The 25,993-nt window shown below is 61.9% G+C and carries 20 protein-coding genes and 1 riboswitch; all 20 genes read right to left on the bottom strand.

Translation table 11 applies throughout. The features are described 5' to 3' along the window. Positions 1–15 precede the first annotated feature (15 nt). Positions 16–3,162, bottom strand: a complete 3,147-nt coding sequence (locus ACYVAC_RS19480) for an efflux RND transporter permease subunit (RefSeq protein ID WP_461099466.1) — start codon at positions 3,160–3,162, stop codon at positions 16–18. Between the two features lie 43 nt (positions 3,163–3,205). Further along, on the bottom strand, positions 3,206–4,300 hold the full coding sequence (locus tag ACYVAC_RS19475; protein WP_461099465.1) for an efflux RND transporter periplasmic adaptor subunit: 1,095 nt from the start codon (positions 4,298–4,300) through the stop codon (positions 3,206–3,208). 3 nt (positions 4,301–4,303) lie between these two features. Then, complete coding sequence (locus tag ACYVAC_RS19470; protein WP_461099464.1) at positions 4,304–5,572, bottom strand: TolC family protein; 1,269 nt, start codon at positions 5,570–5,572, stop codon at positions 4,304–4,306. Positions 5,573–5,688: 116 nt separating this feature from the next. Further along, positions 5,689–7,056 carry a sensor histidine kinase gene (locus ACYVAC_RS19465; protein ID WP_461099463.1) on the bottom strand — a complete coding sequence of 456 codons (1,368 nt, stop codon included), beginning with the start codon at positions 7,054–7,056 and terminating at the stop codon, positions 5,689–5,691. After that, positions 7,053–7,748 carry a response regulator gene (locus ACYVAC_RS19460; protein WP_461099462.1) on the bottom strand — a complete coding sequence of 232 codons (696 nt, stop codon included), beginning with the start codon at positions 7,746–7,748 and terminating at the stop codon, positions 7,053–7,055. The genes ACYVAC_RS19465 and ACYVAC_RS19460 overlap by 4 nt, the downstream gene beginning before the upstream one ends. Positions 7,749–7,856: 108 nt before the next feature. Beyond that, positions 7,857–9,428 carry a hypothetical protein gene (locus tag ACYVAC_RS19455; protein WP_461099461.1) on the bottom strand — a complete coding sequence of 524 codons (1,572 nt, stop codon included), beginning with the start codon at positions 9,426–9,428 and terminating at the stop codon, positions 7,857–7,859. Between the two features lie 309 nt (positions 9,429–9,737). Then, positions 9,738–10,061: a hypothetical protein gene (locus ACYVAC_RS19450; protein ID WP_461099460.1), complete on the bottom strand. Its 324-nt coding sequence runs from the start codon at positions 10,059–10,061 to the stop codon at positions 9,738–9,740. 85 nt (positions 10,062–10,146) lie between these two features. Further along, positions 10,147–10,629: a GyrI-like domain-containing protein gene (locus ACYVAC_RS19445; RefSeq protein ID WP_461099459.1), complete on the bottom strand. Its 483-nt coding sequence runs from the start codon at positions 10,627–10,629 to the stop codon at positions 10,147–10,149. 61 nt (positions 10,630–10,690) lie between these two features. Next, positions 10,691–11,869, bottom strand: coding sequence for an ATP-binding protein (locus tag ACYVAC_RS19440; RefSeq protein ID WP_461099458.1), 1,179 nt, complete (start codon positions 11,867–11,869; stop codon positions 10,691–10,693). 13 nt (positions 11,870–11,882) lie between these two features. Continuing rightward, positions 11,883–12,689, bottom strand: coding sequence for an alpha/beta fold hydrolase (locus ACYVAC_RS19435; RefSeq protein WP_461099457.1), 807 nt, complete (start codon positions 12,687–12,689; stop codon positions 11,883–11,885). Between the two features lie 33 nt (positions 12,690–12,722). Further along, positions 12,723–13,151 (bottom strand): response regulator, encoded by a 429-nt coding sequence (locus ACYVAC_RS19430; protein ID WP_461099456.1) that lies wholly within the window; start codon positions 13,149–13,151, stop codon positions 12,723–12,725. A 270-nt stretch (positions 13,152–13,421) separates the two neighbouring features. Beyond that, a complete protein-coding gene (locus ACYVAC_RS19425) occupies positions 13,422–14,702 on the bottom strand; it encodes an APC family permease (protein WP_461099455.1) in 1,281 nt (426 codons plus the stop codon). A gap of 100 nt (positions 14,703–14,802) precedes the next feature. Next, positions 14,803–16,440 carry a hypothetical protein gene (locus ACYVAC_RS19420; RefSeq protein ID WP_461099454.1) on the bottom strand — a complete coding sequence of 546 codons (1,638 nt, stop codon included), beginning with the start codon at positions 16,438–16,440 and terminating at the stop codon, positions 14,803–14,805. A gap of 11 nt (positions 16,441–16,451) precedes the next feature. Next, positions 16,452–17,813 carry a DoxX family protein gene (locus ACYVAC_RS19415; protein ID WP_461099453.1) on the bottom strand — a complete coding sequence of 454 codons (1,362 nt, stop codon included), beginning with the start codon at positions 17,811–17,813 and terminating at the stop codon, positions 16,452–16,454. Between the two features lie 34 nt (positions 17,814–17,847). Further along, positions 17,848–18,747 (bottom strand): cyanophycinase, encoded by a 900-nt coding sequence (locus ACYVAC_RS19410; protein WP_461099452.1) that lies wholly within the window; start codon positions 18,745–18,747, stop codon positions 17,848–17,850. Between the two features lie 120 nt (positions 18,748–18,867). Continuing rightward, positions 18,868–20,217, bottom strand: coding sequence for a RagB/SusD family nutrient uptake outer membrane protein (locus ACYVAC_RS19405; RefSeq protein WP_461099451.1), 1,350 nt, complete (start codon positions 20,215–20,217; stop codon positions 18,868–18,870). A gap of 63 nt (positions 20,218–20,280) precedes the next feature. Then, the gene (locus tag ACYVAC_RS19400) at positions 20,281–23,307 is read right to left on the bottom strand and encodes a SusC/RagA family TonB-linked outer membrane protein (protein ID WP_461099450.1); all 3,027 of its coding nucleotides are present in this window, start codon (positions 23,305–23,307) and stop codon (positions 20,281–20,283) included. 151 nt (positions 23,308–23,458) lie between these two features. Next, positions 23,459–24,274: a phytanoyl-CoA dioxygenase family protein gene (locus tag ACYVAC_RS19395; protein ID WP_461099449.1), complete on the bottom strand. Its 816-nt coding sequence runs from the start codon at positions 24,272–24,274 to the stop codon at positions 23,459–23,461. Positions 24,275–24,323: 49 nt separating this feature from the next. Beyond that, the gene (locus ACYVAC_RS19390; protein WP_461099448.1) at positions 24,324–25,280 is read right to left on the bottom strand and encodes a DUF1684 domain-containing protein; all 957 of its coding nucleotides are present in this window, start codon (positions 25,278–25,280) and stop codon (positions 24,324–24,326) included. A gap of 3 nt (positions 25,281–25,283) precedes the next feature. Next, positions 25,284–25,577 carry a hypothetical protein gene (locus tag ACYVAC_RS19385; RefSeq protein WP_461099447.1) on the bottom strand — a complete coding sequence of 98 codons (294 nt, stop codon included), beginning with the start codon at positions 25,575–25,577 and terminating at the stop codon, positions 25,284–25,286. A gap of 256 nt (positions 25,578–25,833) precedes the next feature. Then, a riboswitch (SAM riboswitch) is annotated at positions 25,834–25,938 on the bottom strand. Between the last annotated feature and the right edge of the window lie 55 nt (positions 25,939–25,993).

The raw sequence follows: 25,993 nt of genomic DNA, 5'->3' as shown, positions 1-25,993 counted from the left end.
CCGTCCGGCACCGGCTTACGGCTCGGCCACCGCAGCCACCTCGACCGTACGGACCCGCCCCACCGGTTCGTTGCGGAAAAAGAATCGGCAGATAATCGGGAACACCAGCAGCGTTAGCACCGTATCGGTAACCAGTCCGCCGATCACCACGATGGCCAGGGGTTTCTGCGTTTCGGAACCGATACCCGACGACAGGGCCGCGGGCATAAGCCCGATGGCCGCCATGGTAGCCGTCATAACCACCGGCCTGACGCGCGAGCGAACGCCCTCCCAGATAGCTTTGTCGAGCGGCATCCGCCGGCGGTTGTGATTAAACGCGGTGATGAGCAGCACACCGTTCTGCACGCAGATGCCGAAGAGCGCAATGAAGCCCACGCCCGCCGAAACACCGAAGTTCATGGCCGTGAGGTGCAGCGCCAGAATACCGCCAATAAGCGAAAAAGGCACATTGAGCAGCACCAGCCCGGCGTCTTTGGCCCGTCCGAACAGGATGAACAGAATGACGAAGATGGCCCCGATGCTGATGGGTACCACCTGCGCCAGCCGCCCGGTGGCCCGCACCTGGTTTTCGAACTCACCGACCCAGGCGATGGTGTAGCCCTTGTCGGGCTGAACGGCTTGCCGCACCCGCTGCTGCGCGTCGGCAATGGTACTGCCCAGGTCGCGGCCCCGCACCGAGAACTTCACCCCGATAAAGCGTTTGTTGCCGTCGCGGTAGAGAAAGGCGGGGCCCGTTACCTTCCGGATACTGGCAATTTCCTTCAGCGGTATGGTGCCCCCGCTCAGGGTGGGAACCATCAGCCGCATGATGTCGTCGTCTTTCTGCCGGTACTCGGGCTGGTACCGCACCCGGATATCGAATTTGCGCTCGCCTTCGTAGAGCACCGAGGCTGTCTTGCCGCCGATGGCCATTTCGATCACGGCCTGAGCGTCCGCCGTCGATACGCCGTAGAGCGCCATCTTGTGGTCGTGGAGCTGGATGCTCATCTCGGGCTGCCCCACGTTGCGGATAATACCGAGGTCTTTGATGCCCTCAACCGATTTGACGGCCTCGACCACCTGCCCCGCGTATTTCTCCAGTTCATATACATCGGAGCCGTAAATCTTGATCCCGTTGCTGGCCTTATAGCCCGCCACGGCTTCGGCCACGTTGTCGACAATGGGCTGCGAGTAGTTGTAGACAATGCCGGGGTACTGCCGCAGTTTGGTATCCATGGCGTCGGTCAGCTGCTCAATCGTCAGTACGTGGCCGTCGGGCCGGGCGGCCCAGTCTTTTTTGGGCTTTAGATCGACCTGAAACTGGCAGAAATAAAAGCCGTTGGGGTCGGTACCATCGTTGGAGCGGCCCACCTGCGAGAGAACCTGTTTCACCTCCGGAAACGTACCCAGATCGTGGCGCAGGGTGTTGGCCATCGAGACGCTCTCGGGCAGCGACAGGCTCATGGGCAGTTCGGCCGTGACCCACAGCGCCCCTTCGTTGAGCTGCGGCAGAAACTCGGTGCCCAGCCGCGCCGACGATACGAAGGTGGTCAGCATGATGCCCACGGCCACCAGTACACTGGTGCGCCGGTGCCCAAAGCACCAGCCGAAACCCCGCATCACCACCCGGTTGATGCCGTTGACCAGCGGGTTATTTTTCTCCTGCACGTTTTTGCGCAGCAGAATGGAACACAGCACCGGCACCAGCGTCAGCGTGAACAGCAGCGCCCCAAGCAGGGCAAAGCCGAGGGTCCAGGCCAGGGGCGAAAACAGCTTGCCTTCGACTTTTTCGAACGAGAAAATCGGGATCAGGGCGGTGATGATGATCAGTTTGGCGAAGAATACGGCCTTGCCCAGCTCGCCCCCCGTTTTGCGGATCAGCCCCAGTTTCGACAGGCGGTTGTAGCGCGCCATACCGACCCGGTGGGCTTTGTGGTCGAGCGCCACAAAAATACCCTCGACCATCACCACGGCGCCGTCGATAATAATGCCGAAATCGACCGCCCCCATCGACAGCAGGTTGGCCGACATGCCCCGCAGCCGCAGACACAGAAAGGCAAACAGCAGCGCCAGCGGGATAATCAGCCCCACAATCAGCGTAGTGCGCCAGTCGGCCATGAACAGAAAGACCACGACCGTCACCAGCACGATGCCCTCGGTGAGGTTGTGCAGCACCGTATCGGTACAGAATTGGATGAGGTTGTCGCGGTCGTAGAAGGTGGCCAGCTGCACATCGTGGGGCAGTACCTGCGTGTTCAGCTCCTCGATTTTGGCTTTCACCCGGCCCAGCACCTCGCTTGGGTTTTCGCCCTTGCGCATCACCACGATGCCTTCCACCACGTCGTCGTTGCGGTCGAGCCCCACCTGCCCCACCCGCGGCAGGTTCGACTCGGCCACTTCGGCCACGTGGCTCACCAGCACCGGGTTGCCGTCGGCTTCTTCGATCAGGATGTTGCGGATATCCTGTATGGACGTGAGCAGGCCAATGCCGCGCACTACGTAGGCCTGTCCGTTGCGTTCGATCACGTCGCCCCCCACGTTGACGTTGCTGCGCGTGACGGCCTGGTAGACCTCCAGCGGGGTTAGCCCGTATTTCTGTAGCTGGGTAGGATTTACCCGCAGTTCATACATTTTCTCGCGCCCGCCAAACGCGACCACATCGGCCACACCCGGCACACTCCGCAGCTGCCGGTCAATCACCCAGTTCTGGAGCGTCAACAGTTCGCGGCTGTCGCGGCCGGGGCTTGCCAGCGTGTAACGGAAGATTTCGCCGGTGGGGCCGTAGGGCGGCTGCACATCGGGCGTCACCCCGTCGGGCAGCGACACGTTGCGCAGCAGATTGTTGACCTGCTGCCGGGCAAAAAAGTCGTCCACGTCGTCCTCAAACAGCACCTTCAGTACAGACAGGCCAAACATGGTGGTCGAGCGCACGGTGGTTTTGCGCTGCACCGAGTTCATGGCCACTTCGATGGGCACCGTTACGAACCGTTCGACCTCCTCGGCCGAGCGGCCGTTCCACTCGGTCACCACAATGATCTGCGTGTTGGTCACGTCGGGAAAGGCTTCGATGGGGGTTTTGAGGTAACTCACCACCCCCGCCAGCACCAGCACGCCGGTCATGAAAAAAATAAAGAATCGGTTTTTCAGCGAAAACCCGACTACTGTCCGAATGAATTTTGACATAGCAATCCGAAGCCGGCAGCCGCCCCACGAGCAGCTACCCGCGTTACTGATTTAAGGCATTGAACACAAGGAGCTGGTTGGCCGTAATGACCTGTTCGCCGGGTTTCACCCCCTGCTGAATGTACGCGACGTCGCCCAGCGATTTGAGGAGACTGACTTCGCGGGTTTCGATGTCGGTACGGCTCCGGAAGACCATGACAAACTGTTTCGATCGCTCGAAAATGACGGCACCGGCCGGTACGGTGGGCAGCCCCCCGCCCCCGGTCGACGAGAGCGTAACGGTGGCGTGCATGTCGGGCTTGAGGGTGCCGTCGGTGTTGGCCAGCCTAATCCGGACGGTCATGGCCTTGGTGCCGGGGTCGAGTACACTATACACCTTATCGACGCGGCCCGTATAGATCCGGTCGGGGTAGCTCAGCGTACGCACTTCGGCCTGCATACCCGCCCGCACCCGGCTGATATCGCTTTCGTTGACATTGGCCAGCACCCATACATCGCTGATTTTACCGATCGTGAAGAGGTTGTCGGCATTGTCGGCCCGCAGTTGGGTACCCCGGTTTACATTCTTCTCGATCACGTAGCCATCGATGGGGGCTTTAACGGTGTAGATCGACGAGTTGCCGATGCCGTAGATGCGGGATACCTCGCGCACCCGCCGTACCTCGGCCTGCGCCTTCTCCACGTCTTTACGGGCAGCTACCACCTCGCGCTGCGCCGTGAGTTTGGTTTCGTACAGATCTTCGACCACCCGCAGGTTTTTTTCGGCCACCAGCAGTTCCGACTGGGCCTGAATGCCCTGCCGCTCGATGTCGGCGACTTCGCCCGAGCGGATGGCCGCCAGCGTCTGGCCTTTCCGCACGTAGTCGCCCAGCTCGACCCGCACCGCTTCCACGTCGCCCCCCACCAGCGGAAATACCTTGATAACCTGATTTTCGTCGGCGGCAATGCGGCCCACCAGCGTCAGTTCGCTCCGCACGGGCTGCACCCGCACCGTATCGAGCCGGATGCGCCGGAGCATGGTATCCGACAACCGAAACGCCTTGTCGGTTTCGGCTTCGGGTTTGGTATGGCAGCCCGCCAGCAGGCAAAGGCTCCCGACCAGCATAAGCTGGGTTAGGTGTTTGGGTAACATAGGCATGAATTAGTTGAACAGGTCGCGGCCGATGCGGTAGGAAAGCGATTCGTAGGCGCCCACCCGATCGGCCTTCAGGCGGTTGAGCTGCTGGATACTGTCGGTATAGGCTTCCACCAGGTCGACAAATTCAATCAGGGTCAGGTTGCCCCGGCGGAAACTCGTGATGACGCCCTGGTTGAGCTGCTCGAGCTGACTGGTGAAGGTGCTTTCGACCGCCTGCACCCGGGCCTCCACCGCCCGCACCTGCTGCAGGGCCGTAGAGACTTCGTTACGCACCTGAATGGCCTGCTGCTGCGCCAGCTGCTGCTGGTAGGCAATCTGACTCCGGGCCGCCCGGATGGCACCCTGGTTGCGGTTGAACAGGGGAATATCGGCCGAGAGCGACACCCCCACGTAGTTGCGGATGTAGTCGCTGGCCTGGTCGTAGCGGGCACCTACCTGAAGGTCGGGCACGGCAAGGGCGCGCTGCAGGGTATAGTTCAGGCGGGCTTCTTCGGTTTCGGCGTTTTTGACCAGCACATCGGGCCGATTGCGGAGCGCCAGCTGCCGCAGCGTATCGTCGGGCAGGGCTGGCAGGGTGTAACGTGCCAGTTCGGCATCGGTGGTCAGGGGCCGTACGGCGCGGTCGGTCGAAAGCAGGGTCTGGAGCGCCTGCTGATTCTCAGCCAGCTGCCCAAGCAGGGTGGCGCGGTCGTTATCGAGCTGGAAGAGCAGCGTCCGCAGCCGGAGCAGTTCGCGCAGCGACACGTTGTTGCGGTCATACTGGGTCTGGTAGGCCGCCACGGTGGTTTGCAGCATGCCCCGCTGCTGGTCGAAGCGCTGCAGGGTCTGCTGATCGAAGTAAATGGCGTAGAAGCGGGTGCGGAGTTCGTAGCGCAGGCCGCGCAGCAGATCGAGCAGTTCGAGTTCGGTCAGGCGGGTGCGCTGGGCGGCCAGGGCCACACGTTTGTTGCGCTTGCCGGCCGTAGCGAGCAGCTGCTCGATGCTGATCACCTTCTGCCCCTGGCGACCCACATCGACTACGCGCCGGGTTTCGTTGTTGTAGGCACTGGCTTCGACCGTCAGGGTCGGATTGGCGGTTAGACTGGCCTGCAGGGCCTCGGCGCGGCTGGCCTCGACCTGAAAGCGGCCGGCCAGCAGCAGCAGGTTGTGCTGCCGGAACACACTATCGGCCTGCGCCAGCGACAGCCGGAGCGTATCGGCCGGCGGGGGCGTCTGCGCAAAACAGGCGGGCAGTAGAGCAACGCAAAAAAAGAGACTAAATAGCAATCGCATGGGCTGATCGGGAACAGCCACAAAGCTCCCCTGCCCCGATTACACCCGCCTTACAGCCCGATTACATGTTGCTTAGACCCCGATTAGAATTCGCTTAGACCCGTCCTGCGGGTGGTTTACACATGCGGCAGCACCACCGTAAACGTACTGCCCAGCCCGAGCTCGCTGCTTACCTCGAGCCGTCCCTGGTGCAGCTCGACCAGGCGCCGGGCAATGGCCAGCCCCATGCCGAACCCCCCATAGCCAACGGCGCTCTCGGCCCGGAAAAAGGGCTCGAAAATCCGGTTCAGATCAGCTTCGGCAATGCCTATACCCGTGTCGCGCACCCGGATGTAGCACCAGGTGGGGTCGGTACTGATGCGCACCTGCGCCCGGTGGTCGGCCGAGTACTTGCAGGCGTTATCGAACAGGTTGAGCAGTACCTGTTTCAGCAGGTTCTCGTTGCCCTCCACCAGGGTTTCGTTTTCGCTGGCGGGCAGCGTGTCGTAATCCACGTCGATCTGGTAGCCAGGCCGGGCCAGCAGCAGTTCATCTTTGGCGCTGAACACCGCATCGTCGGCCCGAACGGGTTTGAACGGCAGCTGACTGATGGTATCCAGGGCGCGGGCCAGCGTCAACAAACTGTTGGTCAGGCCAATGAGCCGGTCGGTGTCGAGCAGCAGGTTTTCCAGAATGGCTGCGTGTTCGGGCACGGTGAGGGGGCGCAGCAAACCCAGCTGGATCTCGGATTTGAGGGCGGCCAGCGGGGTGCGCAGCTGGTGCGAAGTAAGCGACACGAAACTGCGCTGCTGGTTGAATGCCTGCTCCAGCCGCTCCAGCAGACTGTTGATGTTGATGGCCAGCCGCGCAATCTCGTCGGTGCGGTTGCCTTCGCTCAGGCGCTGCTGCAGGTTGCGGGCCGTAATGGTCGCCACCGTGTCGTTGATCTGGCTGATGGGCCGCAGCGACTGCCCGGCGAAAAATACGCCCAGCCCGATGGTCAGGCTCAAACCCGCCAGCAGCCCCCACCCCAGCGTCAGCCGCAGGTTGTCGAGCTTACTGCGCCCGAAGCGGTCACTGGCCGAGGCCAGCACCACCAGGTCGCGCCCGTTCTGGCGGTAGACGAGCCCGATCAGTTCGTTTTCGCCACTGTACGTCTCCACGTCGCGCAGCCGGCGCACGTCGGCCAGCAGCGCGGGCGAGTAATGAATCACCTGATCGTCGACACTGGCGTAGAGCAGCCGGTCGTGGGCATCGAAAATGAGTACTTTCTCGTCGAAGAGGGCCGTAAGCGTATTGCGGTCGATGATTTTCAGCAGCGTCTGGTCTACCTCTTTCACTTCGACCAGAAACCGGACCGTGGTGCGGGCCTTGTTTTTAAGCCGGTCGTAGAACTCCTCGCGCCGGTACGTGGCCGACACGGCGTAGATCAGCACCGAAAACAGGATTAGAATCGACGCGACGATCACCGAAAACTGCAGCGCCAGGCGGGTGCGGATGGTCATAGGTCGTCGCGCAGGATGTAGCCCATGCCGGGGCGGGTGTGAATCAGCCTGGGCTCGTAGTCACGGTCGATTTTCTTGCGCAGGTAGTTGATATAAACCTCCACCACGTTGGTACCGGGGTCGAAGTTCAGGTTCCAGACCGCTTCGGCAATGTCCATTTTGGCCAGCACCCGCCCCCGGTTTCGCATCAGGTATTCGAGCAGGGCAAACTCCCGCGCGGTCAGGTCGATCAGGGTGTTGCCCCGCCGGACTTCCTTGGTTCCCATATCGACGGTCAGGTCGGCCAGTCGCCAGACCTCGGGAGGCCGGCTGCCCGACTCGGTGCCCAGTTCCACCCGCCGGAAGCAGGTGGCTACCCGGGCAATGAGCTCCCGAAAATCGAACGGTTTCACGATGTAATCGTCGGCGCCCAGGCCGAGGCCTTCTATTTTATCCTCGATTTCGCCCAGGGCCGTGAGCATGATGATGGGCAGATGAGGCCGTTCGGCGCGTACCGACCGGCACACCTCGAAGCCACTCAGTCCCGGCAGGTTCAGGTCCAGTATCAGCAGGTCGATATCGGCCTGCAGGGCTCGCTGCCGGCCATTCAGCCCCTCGTAGACCACGTCGGTATCGTAGCCTTCATCGCGCAGCCCCCGGCTTATATTCTGGGCAATGCGCCGGTCGTCTTCGATGATCAGAATTTTCTTCATGTCTGTATGTAACGCAAAAAAGCCCGAAAAAACCCATTCTAACCGGTCGATGCCGGCAGTCGGGTTCGTTCGGACTCTATTGGAGGGCGTTGGACGGGCGTGGCTGGCCTACCGGCGCGCTACCAGGCCGGGGGCCGTACGCTCATACACATCGCAGTCGGCAAAGCGCCGGCGCAATGTATAATCGGTGGTTGTCAGCCCGGCGAAGGCCGTCGTCTGTTCGTTGGGCCGGGTAATCAGAAACCGGATACGACCCTGCCGGATGCGGGCATCCAGCCCCGAATAATCGAGCGTTTGCCGCGGATACATCACCGCCACAATCTCCTGCTGCGGCAGTAGGCAGTTGCGGTAGAGCAGCCCGTTGAGGTAGCAATAATTGTAGTTGGTCACGAACACCGCATCGGTGGGGCGCATCCCGAGCGACTGGTGCAGGTAGCGTACCACCTGCTGCTGCTCCTGATACGGTTTTTCGGAACCGGCGCTGGCACTGAGGGCAAAAGGCCAGTTGAAGTTGGGCACGTTGGGCAGCACCGCCCAGCCCAGTACGGCCAGCCCCAGCAGGGGCCAGCTCCGGCCCAGTTCGCGCAGCACGCGGTCGTGGTTACTGATCCAGACCATCACCACCAGCCCGGTCAGGGACACATAATCGGTAAAGTAGTTTAGCGCTGATCCCTGCTTGGTGCTCGTCAGCAGGGCAAAGGCAAACAGCATGAGCGCGCTCCAGCCCAGCCACCGCTGGTCGGCCCGGGGCTGGCGCAGCAGCCACACCGAAAACACCAGCCCGAGGGCATTGTGCAGCCCAAACGGTTTGAGGTAGTGATCGTAGATATTTACTTTGAACATGGCCCAGTCGAATCCCTGGCTCACCCCCGTTACGATGTTGGCGTAGAGCAGGGCCGGGTCGTGCTCGGGCATCAGTCCCAGCAGCGCCACCAGCGCCAGCGCCCCGGTAGCCGCGCCAATAGTCAGCCCGTAGGCCCAGTTGTGCCGAAACAGACAGTAGTAGCCCGCCCAGATCGCCGGCAGCACAATGCCCGACTGTTTGGTGGCGATGGCCAGCGCGGCCGCCCCCATCCCCGTCAGCAGCCAGCCGGTGGCGGTGCCGGCGGGAGCCTGCCACACGCGGGTGCCGGCATAGAGCGAGAGCAGACTCAGCAGCCCACACACGCTGTCGGGCCGCGAGTAGGCGTGCGGGGGCAGCAACACAAAGGCAACCACGCCAACGCCCAGTGCCGCCCACCGGGTTAGCCCGAAGCGACTGCCCAGCGCGGCCAGCAACCCCGCGTAGCCCAGATTGGCCAGCAGCGACAACCCGCGGCTGACGCGGTAAATACCCATTGGATCGTCGGGATTGAGCGAGCAGGCCGAGGCCACGGCCGCCACGAGCCGGTAGTAGAGCGGACTGTACTGCGTGATGGTAAAGGGCGCGGCTTCGGGGCTGGCATAGAGCGGAAAGCCCGCCAGGTAGCGCTGTACCGAGTAGATCACAAAGCTTTCGATACCGCCAATGTCGGAGCTGGCCAGAAAAATAAGCCGGTACCGCACCAGCAGCGTCAGCACCAGGCAACCACCCAGTATGAGGGCAAAGAGCAGCCGCCAGACCAGGCCCCGGCTTAGCCCGATTCGGTGGGTATCGAAACCATACGAGATGGCGTCTATCGTGAGCAGAAGTGTTTTCATCGGCTTTGTTGTCAGGGAGTGGCGACCGGACAGACGGTATCCGCCCGGCCTGCGATAGTAGCTATAAAAACTGTGCCTTTCTTTACTATTCGGTATCTTCTCAGTGTATTTTAATCGTCTATTCCCCCATTTCGTATCAACCAGTAAACCTGGTAGGCTACCTAGTCGACTTAGTCGGATTGCTGTTTTATCGGAACATACGGCCGGAGTTGACAGCGAATTCGGCGTTTTTTTTCAGAGCCGGGCATAAAAAAAGCCACACCCGGGGGGTATGGCTGATGCGGACTGACGTCCACGACCACGTCGGGCCTAGTAGCCTTCATCGGTAACCAGGTAGTAGCTGGCCTGTGTCGCCTGCTGATCGGCCTCGGTAAGCGTTACCGACAGCCATTCCACATGGGTATAGTCACTGTAGGGTTCGCTGCTGTGGCTGGTCAGCTGCTGACCCCGTTCGCCGGCCTGCTGCGCCACAAACGCCAGCGCTTCGTCGCGGCTGTCGAAACTGCCGAGCAGATCGCCCAGGCTCAGCGCCGGCTCGTTATCGGGCAGTTCGCCGGCGGGGTTCGAGATGGGTGCTTCGGGCTGGGCCGAGGCCGTTGCTGCCGTCGGTGCGGCATACAGTTCAATGATCATGCGCGTAGGATTCGTTTGACAGGCATAACCCGGCAATGCGGCCGAGTGTTGCCCGGCGGCCCGTTTCAGCCGCCCGTCACCCGACTCAGCGTGGCCGGACCGGCACCCAGATTTCTTCTTCCGAATCGGGCGACTGGGGGTCATAGGCCGGCCCCAGCCGTTCAAAATGCGGCCGGTCGTCGAGCTGGTAGTCCGACGCCGGCAGCCACGTCTGAAAAATATACCGAAACATCTGGGCGCCTTCGCTGGGCAGACCCCGGTAGTCGAACACGGCATACAGACCCGCCGGCAGCAGCAGCACGGCCATACCGGGCGGCACCTCATTCGGCACCGATACGGCCACGGCTGCCCACTTCACAAACGAAACCGCCGGGTCAAACGTCTTGACATAGCCGGGCGGGTAGCGTTGAACCGAGTACAGATCGGTGCCGATCCGGTTGGCAATGGTGGTTCGGCGGGGCATAAACGACCGCCATAACCCGGCCGTTTCGTTCCGGGCAAGCGACATCGGCCGATTCAGCCCAACCAGAATTGTGGCCGGCAGCAGCAAAAGACGGGGGGTGTACATGGGTGCAAACCTACACAATCGGCCTCAACGCCTGCCACCGTTCAGCGCCGAAACCACAGGCTTACCCGCCAATGGGCAACAGCAGGGTAATGGTGGTGCCCTGGCCGGGCGTCGACTGGGCCGATATCTGGCCGCCGTGCCGTTCGGCAATCTTTCGGGCAATGGCCAGGCCGATCCCGATGCCGGGTGTAGGGCCGTGCAGTTTTTTCAACAGCATGAAAACGGTTTCGCGGTGCTCATTGCCGAAACCCATCCCGTTGTCGGTTACCGTAATACGGGCATAATCGGCATAATCGTATTTGCCGGGCAGATTCCGAAATCGGTTGACGCCCACAACGGTACCGGCAATGTGAACGGTCAGGGGCGTATCGGGCCGGCGAAACTTGACCGCATTGTCGATCAGGTGGCGAAACAGGGTGCCCAGTTCGGCTTCGCTCCCCATCACGTCGGGCAAGGCATCGACTTCAATCGAGCAGGTGTCGTCCCGAAATTCGCTGGTCACCTGATTCAGCAACCAATCGAGCGAAACGGGCCGCGAAGACACTTCTTCACTTGTCTGGGTGAAGTAAAACTGCAAATCGCGGATCAGGTGCCGCATGCGGCCACTGGCCCGGGCCATACTCGCTATGGCCTGCTGGCCCACGGGTGTCAGCACCGAATCGGTTTCCTGCTGCAGCAGGTCGGCAAAGAGCATCAGTTTCCGGAGCGGCTCCTGCAAATCGTGCGCGATGATCCGGCTGAACTGTTCCAACTCGTCGTTCCGCTGTTTAAGCGAACTGAGCTGCCGGTCGAGTTCGACCTGATTCGTTTCGAGCTCATTTTTGAGCCGCACCAGTTCATCGTTTCGAAAGAGGGCTTCTTCGGCCTGCCGACGGGCGTTGATCAGCTCCTGCTCGAATTGCCGGCGCTGGTGCACCGGCATAAAGGCAAAGTACACCAACTGACCGCCGTCGCGCTCTTTGGCCACCGCGTTCAGCAGTACCGGAATAGACACCCGGTCGCTGGTCAGGAGCGACAGGTACACTTCGCTGGCGGCCCGCTGTAACGTGACGATGGGGTAAATATGGGTCTGAAAGTAGATCCGGCTGGCAACAGCCATAATCCGCTCCACTGACTGACCAATCAACTGCTGCGGTGTGTAGCCCAGTAGCTGACAGCTGTAGCTGTTTGCCTTTACGATGTGGTGTTCGCTATTAACCACCAGCACAGCCGCTGGCAACAGATCAAATGTATCAGGCATGTTGAGGCAACGATCAGTTGACGGTCAGCAGGTATTCCCGAATAGCCTCGATGGTTGGCCGGGGCGCACTCAGGTGCGGGCAGTGACCGGTTGCCTCAATGACTGCCAGCGTACTTTTGGGCGTATGCCGGGCTACGTATTCGCCCACCTGAAGGGGCGCAATGACATCCTGCTGCGCCTGAATAATGAGCGAGGGTACACGTAGCCTGGGCAGGTCGGCCCGGTTGTCACCGTAGAACGTTACCCGGGCCAGCTGAAGGGCTATCTGCGGATTGGTCTGGCAGAAGCTCGCCGTCAGTTCCTGCCCCAGCTCAGGCTGGTCGGGGTTACCCATGATGACAGGGCCGAAGGTGTTGGCCCAGCCCAGAAAGTTACCATCCAGTGTAGCCAGCAGTTCATTGATGTCTTCGCGATCAAAACCACCCCAGTACTCGCCATCGTTGATGTAGCAGGGCGATGGGCCAATCATGATCAGCCGATGAAACAGCGTGGGCTCGGCCAGACAGGCCAGCAGGCCGATCATGCTGCTGACCGAATGCCCCACCAGAATCACATCGGTCAGTTCAAGGGCATGGCAGATATCCAGAATATCCTGTGCGTAGCCATGCAGGGTGCTGTAGCGTTCGGCATTGTAGGTGTCGGGGGCCTGCTTACCATGACCGATGTAATCGAAGCGCACCACTTTGTAATCAGCTTCGAAGGCGGGGGCGATGTACCGCCACATGTGCTGATCACAGCCGAACCCGTGAGCCAGCACCAGGGGCTGTGTGCCGTGCCCGGTCACCGTTACATTATATCGTTTCTGAAGTACCTCCCGCATACCGTCAAATATAACGTATAAGCCTATAGGAAATCACCTGTACATTTGACTCCCCCACTGATTGATAAGCCCGGCAGTCAGGGTCAGCAGGTCCTGAAATTCGGTGGGTTTGCTGTAAAATGCCGACGCGCCCAGCTTCTCCGAGCGGGCCCGATCTTGTTCGTGGGACGACGTTGTCAGCATGATGACCGGCAATTGCTGATAATCGTGCTGCGCCCGCAGTAACTCAAGGGCATACAACCCGTTCATACGGGGCATATTCAAATCCATGATCACCACATTCGGCACCGGCATCGCCTGCTTCAGTTTTGGCAGCAGTTCATCGCCATCACGTAATACCTGTATCTGCACGGTTGGGGCAACCCGCTCGATGGCGGTCGTCAACATAAACAGGTCGTCTTCATCATCGTCGACGAGCCAAATACTGGTGCAGTCCGGTTGAGTAGATCGATCAGCGTTCATAACTATTGCTAAGGAGTCAAGACAAAGGTAGCTATAAATTATACCATTTGCGCCAGAACGTATGATGCTTTTATTGTATTTATACTCACCAGAATCTGCGCTATTTCAAGGCACTACTCAATACCAATCACCTCACAAACAAACGATTAATTTTAATTAGATAATAACCGACCCGGCAACCAACCTTTTAGTAAGAATCACTTATACGTATATAGGCATCCGGTCGTGACGCTCAGCAGGGCATCGCTCCGCCTGCTGAAAGCCACCTGATCAGGCCCGGCGCGGCCTCAGCCAGTACGTCAGCCCTCCCACCAGCACAATACCCAGCCCGATCAGGCTTTCGTAAGGGCGGTCGTTGATGATGAAACCCAGCACAGCGGTGCTGAACGCGATGTAGCCCCACTGCAGCCATGGCCGCAACGGACTCGGGAAGTCGCCGGGCTGGCGGGGTGTGCGGAGCAGACTGGCCACGGCCAGGGTACCCATCAGCTGCAGCACAAACGAGGTACAGAGCAGCACCTGCTCGAGGGTACCCGAAAAAAGCAGGAGCAGCGTGATGCCCACCTGCAGCCAGATGGCCCGCACCGGAATATGCTGCGCCGAGAGCCGGCCAAAGTAGCACCACAGCGGAAAATCGGCGGCCATGCGGCTCGTAACCCGGGCGCCGATCCAGCAGTACGAACTCATGGTAGCCACCAGCTGCAGGGCGATGCCGGCGCTGACCCACCGGCCGACCGTCGGCCCGAACCGGTTCTGGAACGCAATAACAGCCACATCGGCCTGATTCTGTAACCCTTCGGCCGGGGCCAGCCGCAGAAACACGAGCTGCAGTGCTACATACAGCGCCGTCACCGTGCCCGTACCCAGCAGCAGGGCCCGGGGCAGATTCCGGCGTGGCTCGCGGATTTCGGCCACGATGTAGGCGGCCGCGTTCCAGCCCGTGTAGGCATAGGTAACGTAGAGCAGTGAAACGGCAAAACCGGCCGTCAGCACTTCGGCGACAACGGGTCCGTCGGTACGCAGGGCGTTGGGCAGGGCGGGCGCCACCCACACCCCCACGCCGAGCAGCGCGGCCACAAAGAGCAGCTTGAGCAGCGTGGTGGCATTCTGAAAGCGGCTGCTGTGGCGCAGACTGACCGAGTGGATAAAGCCGGTCGACAGCACGAGCCCGACCGTCAGCCACCGCCACGAACCGCCCCCGAAGGCCGCGAGGTACGCTTCCATGGCCTTGCCGGCAATGGCCACCGGGGCCGCAAAGCCACCCACCAGCGACACCCAGGCCGAGAGGTAGCCCAGAAAGGGGTGCAGCCCCCGGGCAATGAACACGTAGTCACCCCCGTTGTCGCGGGGGTAGTGGGTGCCCAGTTCGGCAAACGTAAACGCCCCGATCAGGGCGAGCAGCCCGCCCAGCACCCAGAGCAGCACAATACTCCCCGTTTGCTGCACCGATCCCAGCTGAAAGCCCAGGCTCGTGAATACGCCCGTACCCACCATGTTGGCCACCACCAGCGAGGTAGCCGTACGCCAGCCTATTTTATGTGCTTCGTTCATCCATGCGGCAAGCCATCTTACCGGCTTTGGCGGCCAACATACGCATTTCGACGCATAAGCCGACAGGCCCAGAAGGGTGTCCAGGTCGTTTCGAGCGGGTTCATCGGTCGTTATAGCGACCCGCCGGCAGGCTGTTGGGGCTCAGGGCGTAGGGGCGTTCGACCCGGTCGAGCACCACTTCGATGGAGTCGTACGGCCCGGTCTGCCCGCGCAGAATGACCCGCCGGCCATCGGTAGTGTCGTAATGCAGTACCAGCCGGTCGCGCTCGGCGGGTTTGCTTTCCTCAATCAGGCCGCGCCGGCGCCGGGTGGTCTGCACCAGCGGATCGACCTTGCTGAATTCATCGCCGATAACGGCCCGGGCGCTGGCCGGTATCCAGTCGCGCTCAGCCCGGGCCCGGGCCGAGGGAGTAGGCCCAGGGCGCCGGGTGCCGCTCTCGGCGGGGTTGCCTGCCCCGGGCGCATCGGCCCGGGGTCCCTCGATCCGTACCTTGTCCTGCAAATACAGCACCCGCGCCACCGTATCGGCATCGTAGTAGAACACCCGCTGCCCACCGGCCACGCCCGTCACCTCGAAGGTTCGGTTGAGGTCGCGCATGGGGGCCCCGCCCCCATTGCTCAGGTCGAGCCGGGCGGGTTTGTTGACCGAGAACGTCAGCGTACTCCAGTTTTCGAAGGTCGCCTGTCGCCAGCGTGTTGTGTCGGTGGGGTCATAGGGCAGCGACTTGCCGTTGATGCGGAAATCGGTTACGGCGTAGTTGCCCCGCAGCGTTCGTACCCCCGCCTGCGCCGGTTGCTTGTAGGGGTCGTAGATAAAGTTGACCACCTGCAGGTAAAACAGCACGACTACAAACAGCCACAGGGTCAGGGCTTTCAGGGTGTAGCGCCCCCAGCGTTGCCAGGGCTGCGTCAGCGCCGGGTGATACGTGTAGGGTACGGTATAGCGTTCCCGAACGAGCAGATTCCAGACCGCGGGCAGATCCTTCCAGAGCAGAAAACCCGCCAGCAGCACAAAGTACGAACTATAGACGTGGACGCCCCCGTCGTAGGCCAGGTTAACCCAGACGATATCGGCCAGGGCACCGAACAGCAGCACGGCGCCCAGAAAGGTGGTTTTACGGAAGAAAAGCAGGATACCCGCCACCACCTCCACCACCCCCGCGAACACCTCGTACCAGGGCACGATACCGATCGATAGCCAGTACAGCTTCTGCGCCGTCAGGTCGCCAAAGTTAGCGTTCATGAGCCCCAGCGACGGATAAGGCAGCTGCGTTGGCAGCACTTTGGTGAACCCGAAACCAATAATACCGATACCGGCCCGGTAGCGCACCACCACCCGCAGCCAGTAATACAGGTCATTATAATTCCGCACCTCGCGGCCGCGCCACCGGGCCAGGCCGGTCCAGAGCAGACCGCCCACCACAGCCACCAGCGCGGTAATCAGCCAGGGTGCGTAGCCCATCAATTCGTTGCCGAACAACCGGTTACCAAACAGGGTCAGCCCCGAGCCGAAGCGGGCAATGTCGTACAGGTCGCGGTAGTGCAGACTGGTCCAGTCGAGGGCCAGCAGGTCGCGGTACCAGCGCAGGCTGTTGGGCAGCGCCATGATCCCGAAAAAAATAACGGCAATCCGGAGTGCCAGCCGCTGGCCAAACGACCAGGGGGTTACGGCCAGCGGAGCAGCAGCGGGGGGCACGGGTGCCCGACGGGGGGGCTGGGTGGCAGGTTGTATAAGCATGGGCGAAAGGTTCAGAGCCTTAGCTGGTGCCGCCGGCCGCTACGGGCCGCTTCAACCAGCAGATACGGTTTGTCGACCCGCTCGAGTACGGCGTAGACCGAATCGTGACGGGCGTTTCGGCCGGCCAGCACCAGCGTGCCGGGGCGGGGCTGGGTGTAGGTGAGCCGGTAGGTATCGGCCGGGCGCTGGGAATTTTGCAGTTGCAGGGTGTGGGAGGCCGCCATGACCGGCTGGTAGCGGTAATAGTGCCGGCCAATCTGGCCGGCGGCCTCAAAGGTGCGGGCCGCATCGGTTGAGGCAATGGTTTCGCGGTTGGCCGGATCGAGCGGGGCCGGGGCCGGCCGGCGGATGCTGAGTGTGTTCCAGCGCTCGACCACCACGTTGTCCCAGCGCACCGAGTCGGTTGCCGAGGGCGGGCGCGTCTGGCCATTGAGCTGAAAGGTCCGCACGGTATACAGCCCGGCGGCCCCACCGAGCACAGCAGGCCGCGTATCGGCCGGGTACTGGTGCCCACCCCGCTGCCACGCCCGGTAGGCTGTACCGGCATACAGCAGCAGACCGGCCGCGAGTGCAGCTTTGGCCACCCACCGCCCCGTTTGCGGCCAGCCCGGCCCGTACCGGAGCCGATAGCGGTTGGGCGCCGTGGGGCGGCCCAGCACCAGCAGCCGATACAGGCGCGGGATGTCGTCGCACAGCAGGTAAAGCGCCATCAGAAACAGCAGCAGCGCGTAAGCGCCGTCGCCCCCGCCATAGGCCAGGTTCGACATAAAGACATTACCCGAGAAAAAAACCGTGATGAAGGCGCCGATGGTAGCCGACCGGCGCGTGAGCAGCAGCAGTCCGGCCAGCGTTTCGATTGCCCCCAGAAACGACTGGTACGACGGCACGATACCCAGCGTCAGCACAAACAGTTTCCACTCGGTCATTTCACCGTAAGGGGTGTTGAGGGCGCTCAGCGAGGGGGCCGGTGCCTGCAGCGGAATCAGCTTGATAAGCCCGAAGGCCAGCAGACCAACCGCCAGCCGGTAGCGCAGCGCCAGGCGGAGCCAGGCCTGCAGCCGGTTGTGGTTGGGGGGCGGGTGGCCAGCCGCTGTCCGGTGCGCGGTCCAGCGCATCCAGATCAGGGCGCCGACCAGCGCCAGACCAGCCGCCACGGCCATGTTGCCGAACGAACCGGGCCGCCCCACCCAGTCGGGCGTATAGCTGGCCAGTACAAACAGCGATGGATACTGTCCATCGAGAGCCACCAGCGCGCGCCAGAACGCGGGCGTCAGCGGCAGTACCTGCACCGCAAAAAACAAAATGGCGATGTACAGCAGGCCCTGCTGCCAGGCCGCCCGGCGGGTCAGGGCAGCGGACGGGTCGGCAGGCATAGGATTCGGGTGTTGGTGCATCGGTATGGGTTGGTTAGCGGGCCGGTTCGCCCGGCCGTTGTCGGGAAGGAGTAAGCACGGTGCGGGTCTGCAGGTCGAACTGCTGGCCTTTGCCGAGAAAATAAAACGGGCCACCGGCGCTATTCTGCCCCGACGGGTACTGCGCGTTGCTGCTGATCTGCCGGCTGTCGTAGATACTCACGTAGGAGCTGCCCAGCACCTCGAACGTGTTGCCGCGCACCACCACGGCTGTGCCCTCGTCGATACCCAGCCCGAGCAGCGCCGGCCGGGCTTTGATGACCTCGATTAAATCGAACTGCCGGTTTCGGCGCAGCACGTGCTGGTCGATGGTGACGTCGCGCAGAAAGCCAAGCCCTTCCGTATGGTCGCCCACCAGAATGGCGTTGCCTTTGGTATCGCCCCGCACCATAAACGAGCCCAGAATGGTCGCCCCGGCCGAGGTGCCGCCGATGACACCCCCGCGGGCCAGCAGCGCCCGAAACGCCTGGTGGGTGCGGGTATTGAGGTAGGCGTCGGCCAGCCGCCAGTGCCGCCCCCCGTCGAACCAGACGGCCGTTGCCTGCTGCAGCGGGGCCACAAAAGCGGGGTCGTTGGCTTGTTTGGGGTCGCGGGTGTGGAGCAGGGTTACGTGCTTAACGCCCAGATCGAGCAGCCGCTGCCGGGTGCGCTGCCCCGACGCCACCAGCGACGAATCGTCGCCGGCGGTTGGAATGACCACGATACGAGCGCTGGGACCACCCGCCAGCTCGATAAACCGGTTCCAGACATCGGGCGGAATGGCCCCGCCCCCCACAATTACCAGCGCCCCATTCTCGGGACCGATGGTAGTGGCAGCGGGGGTTTGGGCACTGGCGGGCCGCAGCGATACCATCAGCAGAAAAAACAACAGACAGGCGTTCAGAAACGTACGCATAAGAGGGTGGTTGGTTTGAGGTTGTTGTAGCCGGTGCAGCCTGTTTCCCCGTGGGGCGGCTGCACCGGCTACAAACTACGCAGCCTCATCGGAAACTAACGATCGGAGGGCGCCGGCGCATCAGTAGCCGGGGTTCTGGGTCAGGGCTTTGTCGGCCAGCAGCTCACTCGTCGGAATGGGGAACAGGTACTTGCGGGGGTCGGTGATGCCGAGCACGGCCCCTGCCCGGCCTGTTCGGATCAGGTCGAACCAGCGGTCGGTTTCGAAGGCAAACTCCAGCCGCCGTTCGCTTTCGATGGCCAGCAGCAGGGCATCGGTCGTGGGCGTTGTGTCGCTCGTCAGGGCGGTCAGCCCGGCCCGGCTCCGCACGGCGTTCAGATCGGCCAGCGCCAGATCGGTCTTTCCCTGCCGCCCCCGGGCCTCGGCCCGGATCAGGTACAGTTCGGCGAGTCGGATCAGGTAAGCCGGATCGGTACCGGTGGGTGTGCGGTAGTACAGTTTGCCATACCACAGGTTACCCGGCGGGGCGGTTTGCCCGATCAGCGCCGACCGGTTGCCGCCCACGGCCGGATTGTTGAGCAGCGCCACCAGCTGCGGGTTGGGCGCCCATTCGCGCCGGCCACCCAGGGCGGGTGGAAGCCACCAGTTGTAATGACTATTTCTGGCCGAGTTGCCATACGCCAGTTCCCAGACCGACTCTGGCGTAGCCACGGCGTTGCTGGCAAAGAAGGCGCTGTAGGGCTTCGCCAGGGTGTAGTTTGCGCCATCGTCGATTAGTTTGGCCGCGTAGGTTTCGGCCAGCGCCCACTCCTGCCGGTACAGGTGGTAACGCGCCCGCAGCGCCCAGACGGTTTTTCGGGTTACGCGGTTGCGGTTGGTCGTTGCCGTCAGCAGCGGTTCGGCCGCCGTCAGATCGGCCAGTACCTGCGCGTAGGTGTCGGCGGTCGAGCTGCGCGCGATGCCCTGATTGTCGGCCGCCGAACGGGTGGGTTTCAGCACCAGCTGCACCCCGCCCCAGCCCCGGACCAGATCGAAGTACGCCAGCGCCCGGATGGCCAGCGCTTCGCCCCGCAACTGTCCCCGCCGGTCGGCAGTCAGCAGTGGATCGGTCAGCGTGGGCACGCTTTCGATGAGGTAGTTGGCCGCCAGAATAGTCTGGTAAATACCCGACCAGGCCTGACTCACGTAGCCATTGTCGGCGGTGAGTTTGCGGGCCGTAATCTCCTGCGGGGCACCCTGCGACCCCGTCCACTGGATATCGCCCCCCGACAGGTACGACAGGGCAGGGAAATTGGCCCCATAGTAGTTATCGGCCCCCAGCCGGTTATACAGCCCGTTCAGCGCTACCTCGGCCGTGGCCGCCCCCGTAATGGCCTGCTGCTCGTCGACCTGTAGCACCGGCTCAACGGTCAGAAACTGCTGGCAGCTGCTTAGCCCCAGCAGCAGGGCACAGATGTATGGTTTTTTCATGTAGACTGTCGTTTGCCGCGCCAGCCGGTTTCCGCCCATAGGCGTACCCGTTGGCTGCGGTTGTCAAAGCGTTAGATTCAGACCCAGCTGGGCCGTGCGGGGGATGGGTGGCGTACCCAGGTCCTGCCCCTGCGTACTTTGGTTCGCCGTTACGTTCACTTCCGGGTCGGGCCCCTGGTAGCGGCTCAGCAGCCACAGGTTCGAGCCGTTGTAATAGATCCGGGCCGACGAAATGCCCACCCGTTTCAGCAGGTTTTTGGGCAGGGTATAGCCCAGCACCACGCTGTTAAGCCGCACAAACGAGCCATCTTCGATAAAGCGGCTGTTGGGGTTCAGGTTGTAGTTATTGCCCAGCGTGGTCACGCGTGGCACGTCGGTTATATCACCGGGTTTCTGCCAGCGGTTCAGCTGGTTTTTGTTGATGGCCCGCCGGTCGTCGCGTGTGCCCCCCGACTCGTGAAAGAAGCGGTTGTTGTTGTTGACCAGATTACCCGAGCTGAAGTTGATCAGCACGGCCAGGTCGAAGCCCCGGTAGCTGACGTTGTTGGCAAACCCACCCACCAGCCGGGGCAGCGCCGTACCCACATACTGCCGGTCGGCCGCCGTAAGCACCCCGTCTTTGTTGTAGTCGTCGTAGATGGCGTCGCCCGTTTCGGGGTTCACCCCCAGTTGTTTGTAGACAAAGAACGCGTGGTAGGGATAGCCCTGAACCAGCCGCTCCACGTTATACGTCGCGTCGACGGGTATCGTCAGTTTCTCGATGCGGTTGCGGTTCGACGACAGGTTGAGGTTGCTGGTCCAGGTCAGAGTACGGGTCTGCACCGGCACCACGTTCAGGCTAATCTCAATACCGCGGTTGCTTACCTCACCGTCGTTGCGGAAGATGCTGGCGAAGCCTGTGCTCTGGGCCAGCGGCACCTGAATGAGCAGGTCGGTTGTGTATTTCTCGTAGGCGTTTACTTCCAGCCCGATGCGGTTGTTGAACAGCCCCAGGTTCAGGCCAATGTTGGCCTGGCGCGTGGTTTCCCACTTCAGGTCGGGGTTGGCCAGCTGGGTCGGAAACGTGCCGGGGTTATCCTGGTAGTTCTGGCCCCCGCCCCACAACCCGCGCGATGCAAAATCGTTGATGCCGTTCTGGTTGCCCGTCCAGCCAATGCTGGCCCGTAGTTTCAGATCGCTGATGGCCCGCACGCTCTGCAGAAAACGCGCCTGCTTCACCTGCCAGGCTATCCCCGCCGACGGGAAATAGCCCCAGCGGTGGTTGGTGCCGAACCGGCTCGAAGCATCGGCCCGCAGACTGGCTTCGATAAAGTACGTTCGGGCAAAGTTGTAATCGACCCGCCCGAAAAACGACGCCAGCCGGCTCTGACTCTGGTTAGACGACGACGTGGTGACCGAGGCCGAGGCTATCTGTTTAAACGCGTTGGAGGGGAAGTTGGTCCCTTGCGCCAGGGTCTGCCTGGTCAGGTTGCCCTGCACCGTGTTGCCCACCAGTACGCCAATCGCGTGCCGGTCGGTCAGCGTTCGGCGGTACTGCAGCGTCTGCTCATTGATCCAGACGGTATTCTGACTGATGCTCGACGTGGCCAGTCCCTTGCTGGCACTACCCCGGTTGGTCAGCGTATTCCAGTATTCGTACTCGTCAAACAGGTTGTAGTCGAGGCTCCAGCTGCTGCGGAGGGTCAGGCCCGGCACAATCGTGTAGTCGCCGTAAACGTTGCCGATGTAGCGCGTGCTGACCGAGTGCATGTCGGTGTTGTTGATCAGCACGTCGAGGTTGTCGAACCCGGCCCATTTGGCATAGCTGCCGTCGGCGTTGAACTTGGGCAGGTAGGTCGGCGTGTGCAGGGCCGCCTGCAGAATACCCCCCTGGGGCCCGTCGCCCACGCGGGCATTGGTGCGGTTCGACTGGGCGAAGCTGTTGCTCGTGCCGACCCGGATGCGGTCGGTGAGGGCATGGTCGAGGTTGAGTTTGAAGCTGGCGCGGCTGAAATCGTTGGTGCGCAGCGTGGCCTGCTGGCTGGTATAGCCGCCCCCGAGGTAGAACCGGGTCTGCTCGTTGCCCCCCGATACGCTCAGGTCGTAGTTCTGCAGCACACCCGTCCGGAAAACGTCGTGTAGCCGATCATACGTGGCCTGCTCCTCGGGTAGCCCCCGCCCCCCTTCCGACACAGGTCGGAAGGGTCGGGAGGCCGCCGGTTTGCCGTCGTTGGTCCAGGCTTCGTTGATGATGCTTGCGTGTTCGGGACCCGTCACCAGGTCCCACAGTCGGGGTGCCCAGGCCTGCCCCACCGAAGTGTTGATAGCCACCCTGGTTTTGGCATTGTAGCTGCCCCGTTTGGTGGTGATCACCACCACTCCATTGGCCGCCCGGGCTCCGTAGATAGCCGTAGCCTCAGCGTCTTTCAGAATCGAGATCGACTCGATATCGGCCGGATTGATGTCGGCCAGGGGGTTATTAGCCTGCCCCTGTGTGGTTATTTTCTGCAGGCTGTTGTTGTTGATAAAGACCCCGTCGACCACGTAGAGCGGGTCGTTGCTGGCATTGATGGAGGTGCTGCCCCGAATGCGGAAGTACAGCCCGTCGCCCGGGATGCCCGTGTTGGCCGACACCTGTACACCCGCCACCCGGCCCTGCAGCTGCTGCTCGAAACTGGCCACGGGGCGGGTTCGGACGGCGTCGGCATCGAGCTGACTAACCGAACCGATCAGGTTTTTTCGCTCCTGGGTACCATACCCCACCACCACTACTTCGTTGAGCTGGGAAGCCGATTCGGTCAGGGTTATGTCGAGGATGGTGCCCAGCCGCGCGGTCACTTCGGCGGTTTTGTAGCCGATGGCCGATACGGTCAGTACCTGCCCCGGAGCGGCCTGCAGGCTGTAGTGGCCCTTTCCGTCGGAACTGGTACCCCGGTTCTGCCCCTTCACAACGATCGTTGCGCCGGGCAACGGCTCGCGGTTGTCGGCATATACGGTGCCGGAAACGGTTATCGACTGCACCGGGCCGGGCAGCGTGCTCCCCGACTGCGCCCATAATTCGCTCCCGATCAGCAGGCAGAGGCCCGCTGTCAGTCCAATAAAATTGTGCATTATTGTTGTGGTTACGTGAAAATGAGGTCTGCCAGGACCTTGTTGAGTATCCGCCGGAACGGTTGCCGCCGTTCCGGCTTTTTTTTGGCCGGGGCGCATAGCCGGTTGCCGCCTGCTCTACCCCGCTGACCCATAGTATCTTATCGACCAATCAGTCCTGAAAAAATCGGGCAAACCGGTGGTAGAACGGCGTTTTGCTGGTGCCGGTACGCGGCTGGTACGCGCCCGTAACGATGGGGATATACATCACCCGGCGACGGCTGGCCGCACCCAGCAAGGGCGACTGCTCGACCCGATGCCATAAACTGCCATTGTGGATGGTCAGGTCGCCCGCTTCGATGTCGAAACCGACTTCGCGGGGGTCGGGCCGGTGATCCAGAAACTGCCGCTTCCGGAACAGGGTCATCAACGTATGCTGCCGGTGTGTACCGGGCAGCACCCGCAGGCCCCCATGCTGCTGCGGACAGTCGTCGAGGTGCAGCCCCACGTTCAGCATCGGCCGGATGCGGTGGCCCAGAAATAAATCACGCGGACTATCGGTGTGCCAGCCCATGCGCGAGAAATTGCTCTCGGGCGTTCGAACGTAGTGATTGACAACCAGCCCGTCTTTCTCATCGGGGCTGATGCGCCCCTCGTAGGGAGCCACCAGGCTGGTCAGGGCCTGCAGGCGCGGATCTTCGAGAAAGCGGGCCAGCAGGGGGCTAAAGTGCGAGGTAAACGCAAAGCGCTGCACGATACGCCGGCCGTGCTCATCGCGGCCAAATTTGATGGGCGTTCCGTTGATGGTGTCGACGGCTTCGGCCAGCCAGAGGGTTTCGACGCGTTCGATCTCGCGCAGAAAATCCCGGACCGTAGCCCGGTCGACAAACTGTTTCAGGTGCAGAAATCCGTTCTGATCAAATTGCCGCAGTTGCTCGGCCGTCAGCACGCCCGCCAGCAGCAGGCTATCGGTTGTTACTGGAGTCATACCAAATGAATGTGTAGGAGTATATCACTGAAATCGACGCATCGAGCCCTTACTCAACATGCGCAACCCGTTTTTCACCCGCCGGAATACGTACGGCCAGCCGGTTCTGCACCGGCGCCAGCGGGCAGGTGGCAAACGGGGTAAACGCACAGGGTGGATTGATGGCGCGGTTGAAGTCGAGCACGACCAATCCGTCTTTGTCGGGCTGGTCGGCATACAGGAAGCGACCCGACCCGTAGGTATCGTGGGCGTTGGTGGCATCGCCAAACAGAATAAACAACGGGTCGTTGCCCGCGCCTACCGCATCGAGCCGGTGGGTTTTCCCGCCGAGGGTAAAGACCAGCGTGCCGGCCAGGGGCTGCTGCGTGGTCTGACCCGTCACGTCCAGAATGGGCAGGGTGCGGGGCGTGGCCGGCCGCTCGAAACGGGCCGTAACGCGGTACTGCTCATCCGGCGCAAAGCGCTCGATACCGGCAAACTGGCGCAGCAGCGGACTTTCCAGGTCGCGCAGCCGAACGGCGTAGCGATCACCCCGTTTGATCACAAACCACCGGAGCGATCCGTAGGCCAGGGTCACGGGAGCGGCCAGGTCGGAAGCAAAAATGGTTCGGCGCCCCAGCACCGACGCGCCATTGGCTTTAACCACCACGCCCGGAGCGGCATCGAAGGCTACCGTACCGTTGGCGAGTGTAAACACGCCCAGCTGCCCGAGGGCTTTGGTGGCCGGAAACGCCAGCGCATTGCCGGGATCGCTGCCAGCGGGGTTGGCCCCGTTGCTGAGCCAGAACAGACCGGCCAGATTGAGCCAGCCGCCCTCGCTTTTGAGCGCGTCGACGCGCTGACGGTGCCACTGCTCGAGCTGGGCGCGGTAGCTGGGCTCTTCGGCCCGGAAGCCGGCAATGGCCAGCAGGGTGAGGCCCCAGCCCCAGAAAAACAAGCGGGCGTATGGGTTGATGGGCCCCGCCGGAGCGCCCGTTACAGGGCTGTTGTCGATGGGTTCGTACATGGCTTAGTTGGTTTGACGAATACTGACTACCCCCCGAATGGCCCGCAGCTGCCGGTCGATGTCAGCCAGCACGGCGTCGTGCTCGTGCAGCACGGTCAGCTGCCCGTCGACCCGAATGCCATCACCTTCGAATACGAGGCCGGTGATGCGGCAGTCGGTCTGCTCGGGAACGGCCCGGGCCACGTCGCCCACAAAATTGGGCCGGTCGAAACCGGTGATCTGGTAAATGGTTTGCCGGCTGACCAGCTGGCCAGCGCCGGCCATGGTAGTATGCTGAACGGATATGGTTGTGTACATGATCGTGTCTGATTAAGCCCTGCCGGGCTGTTTTTATTACTACTTTAAATCTATCTATCTAGTAGATTTAAAGGCCCCATAAAAATCCTGTTCGGGACAGGCGTGTCTGGCGGGTTAAAGCCGGCGGGGAACGGGTGCTGGCTGCGGGGCGGTTTGCCGGGGCGGCACCGGAGCAGCGTGAGCGGTAGAACAGGGACCTGTGGTGAGGCCGGCCCGAAGGCAACATCGACAGCGGTTGTGTAGCATACTCGTCCTTGATTTATAGTTCCCATTGTTAACAGGCAGGTTAGCACGGTTTCCGGACGACCGGAACGTTGCTAAGGGTTCACAGAGCCCGTCTCTCCCCCTTTCGGTATAAATCATCACGTGACAAACAGGGTGTCGGTGATGTTCCCTGGCGTAAAGGTAAGCGTCCG

The sequence above is a fragment of the Spirosoma luteolum genome (genome assembly GCF_054778875.1).
This window is presented reverse-complemented; position numbering and strand designations above follow the sequence as displayed.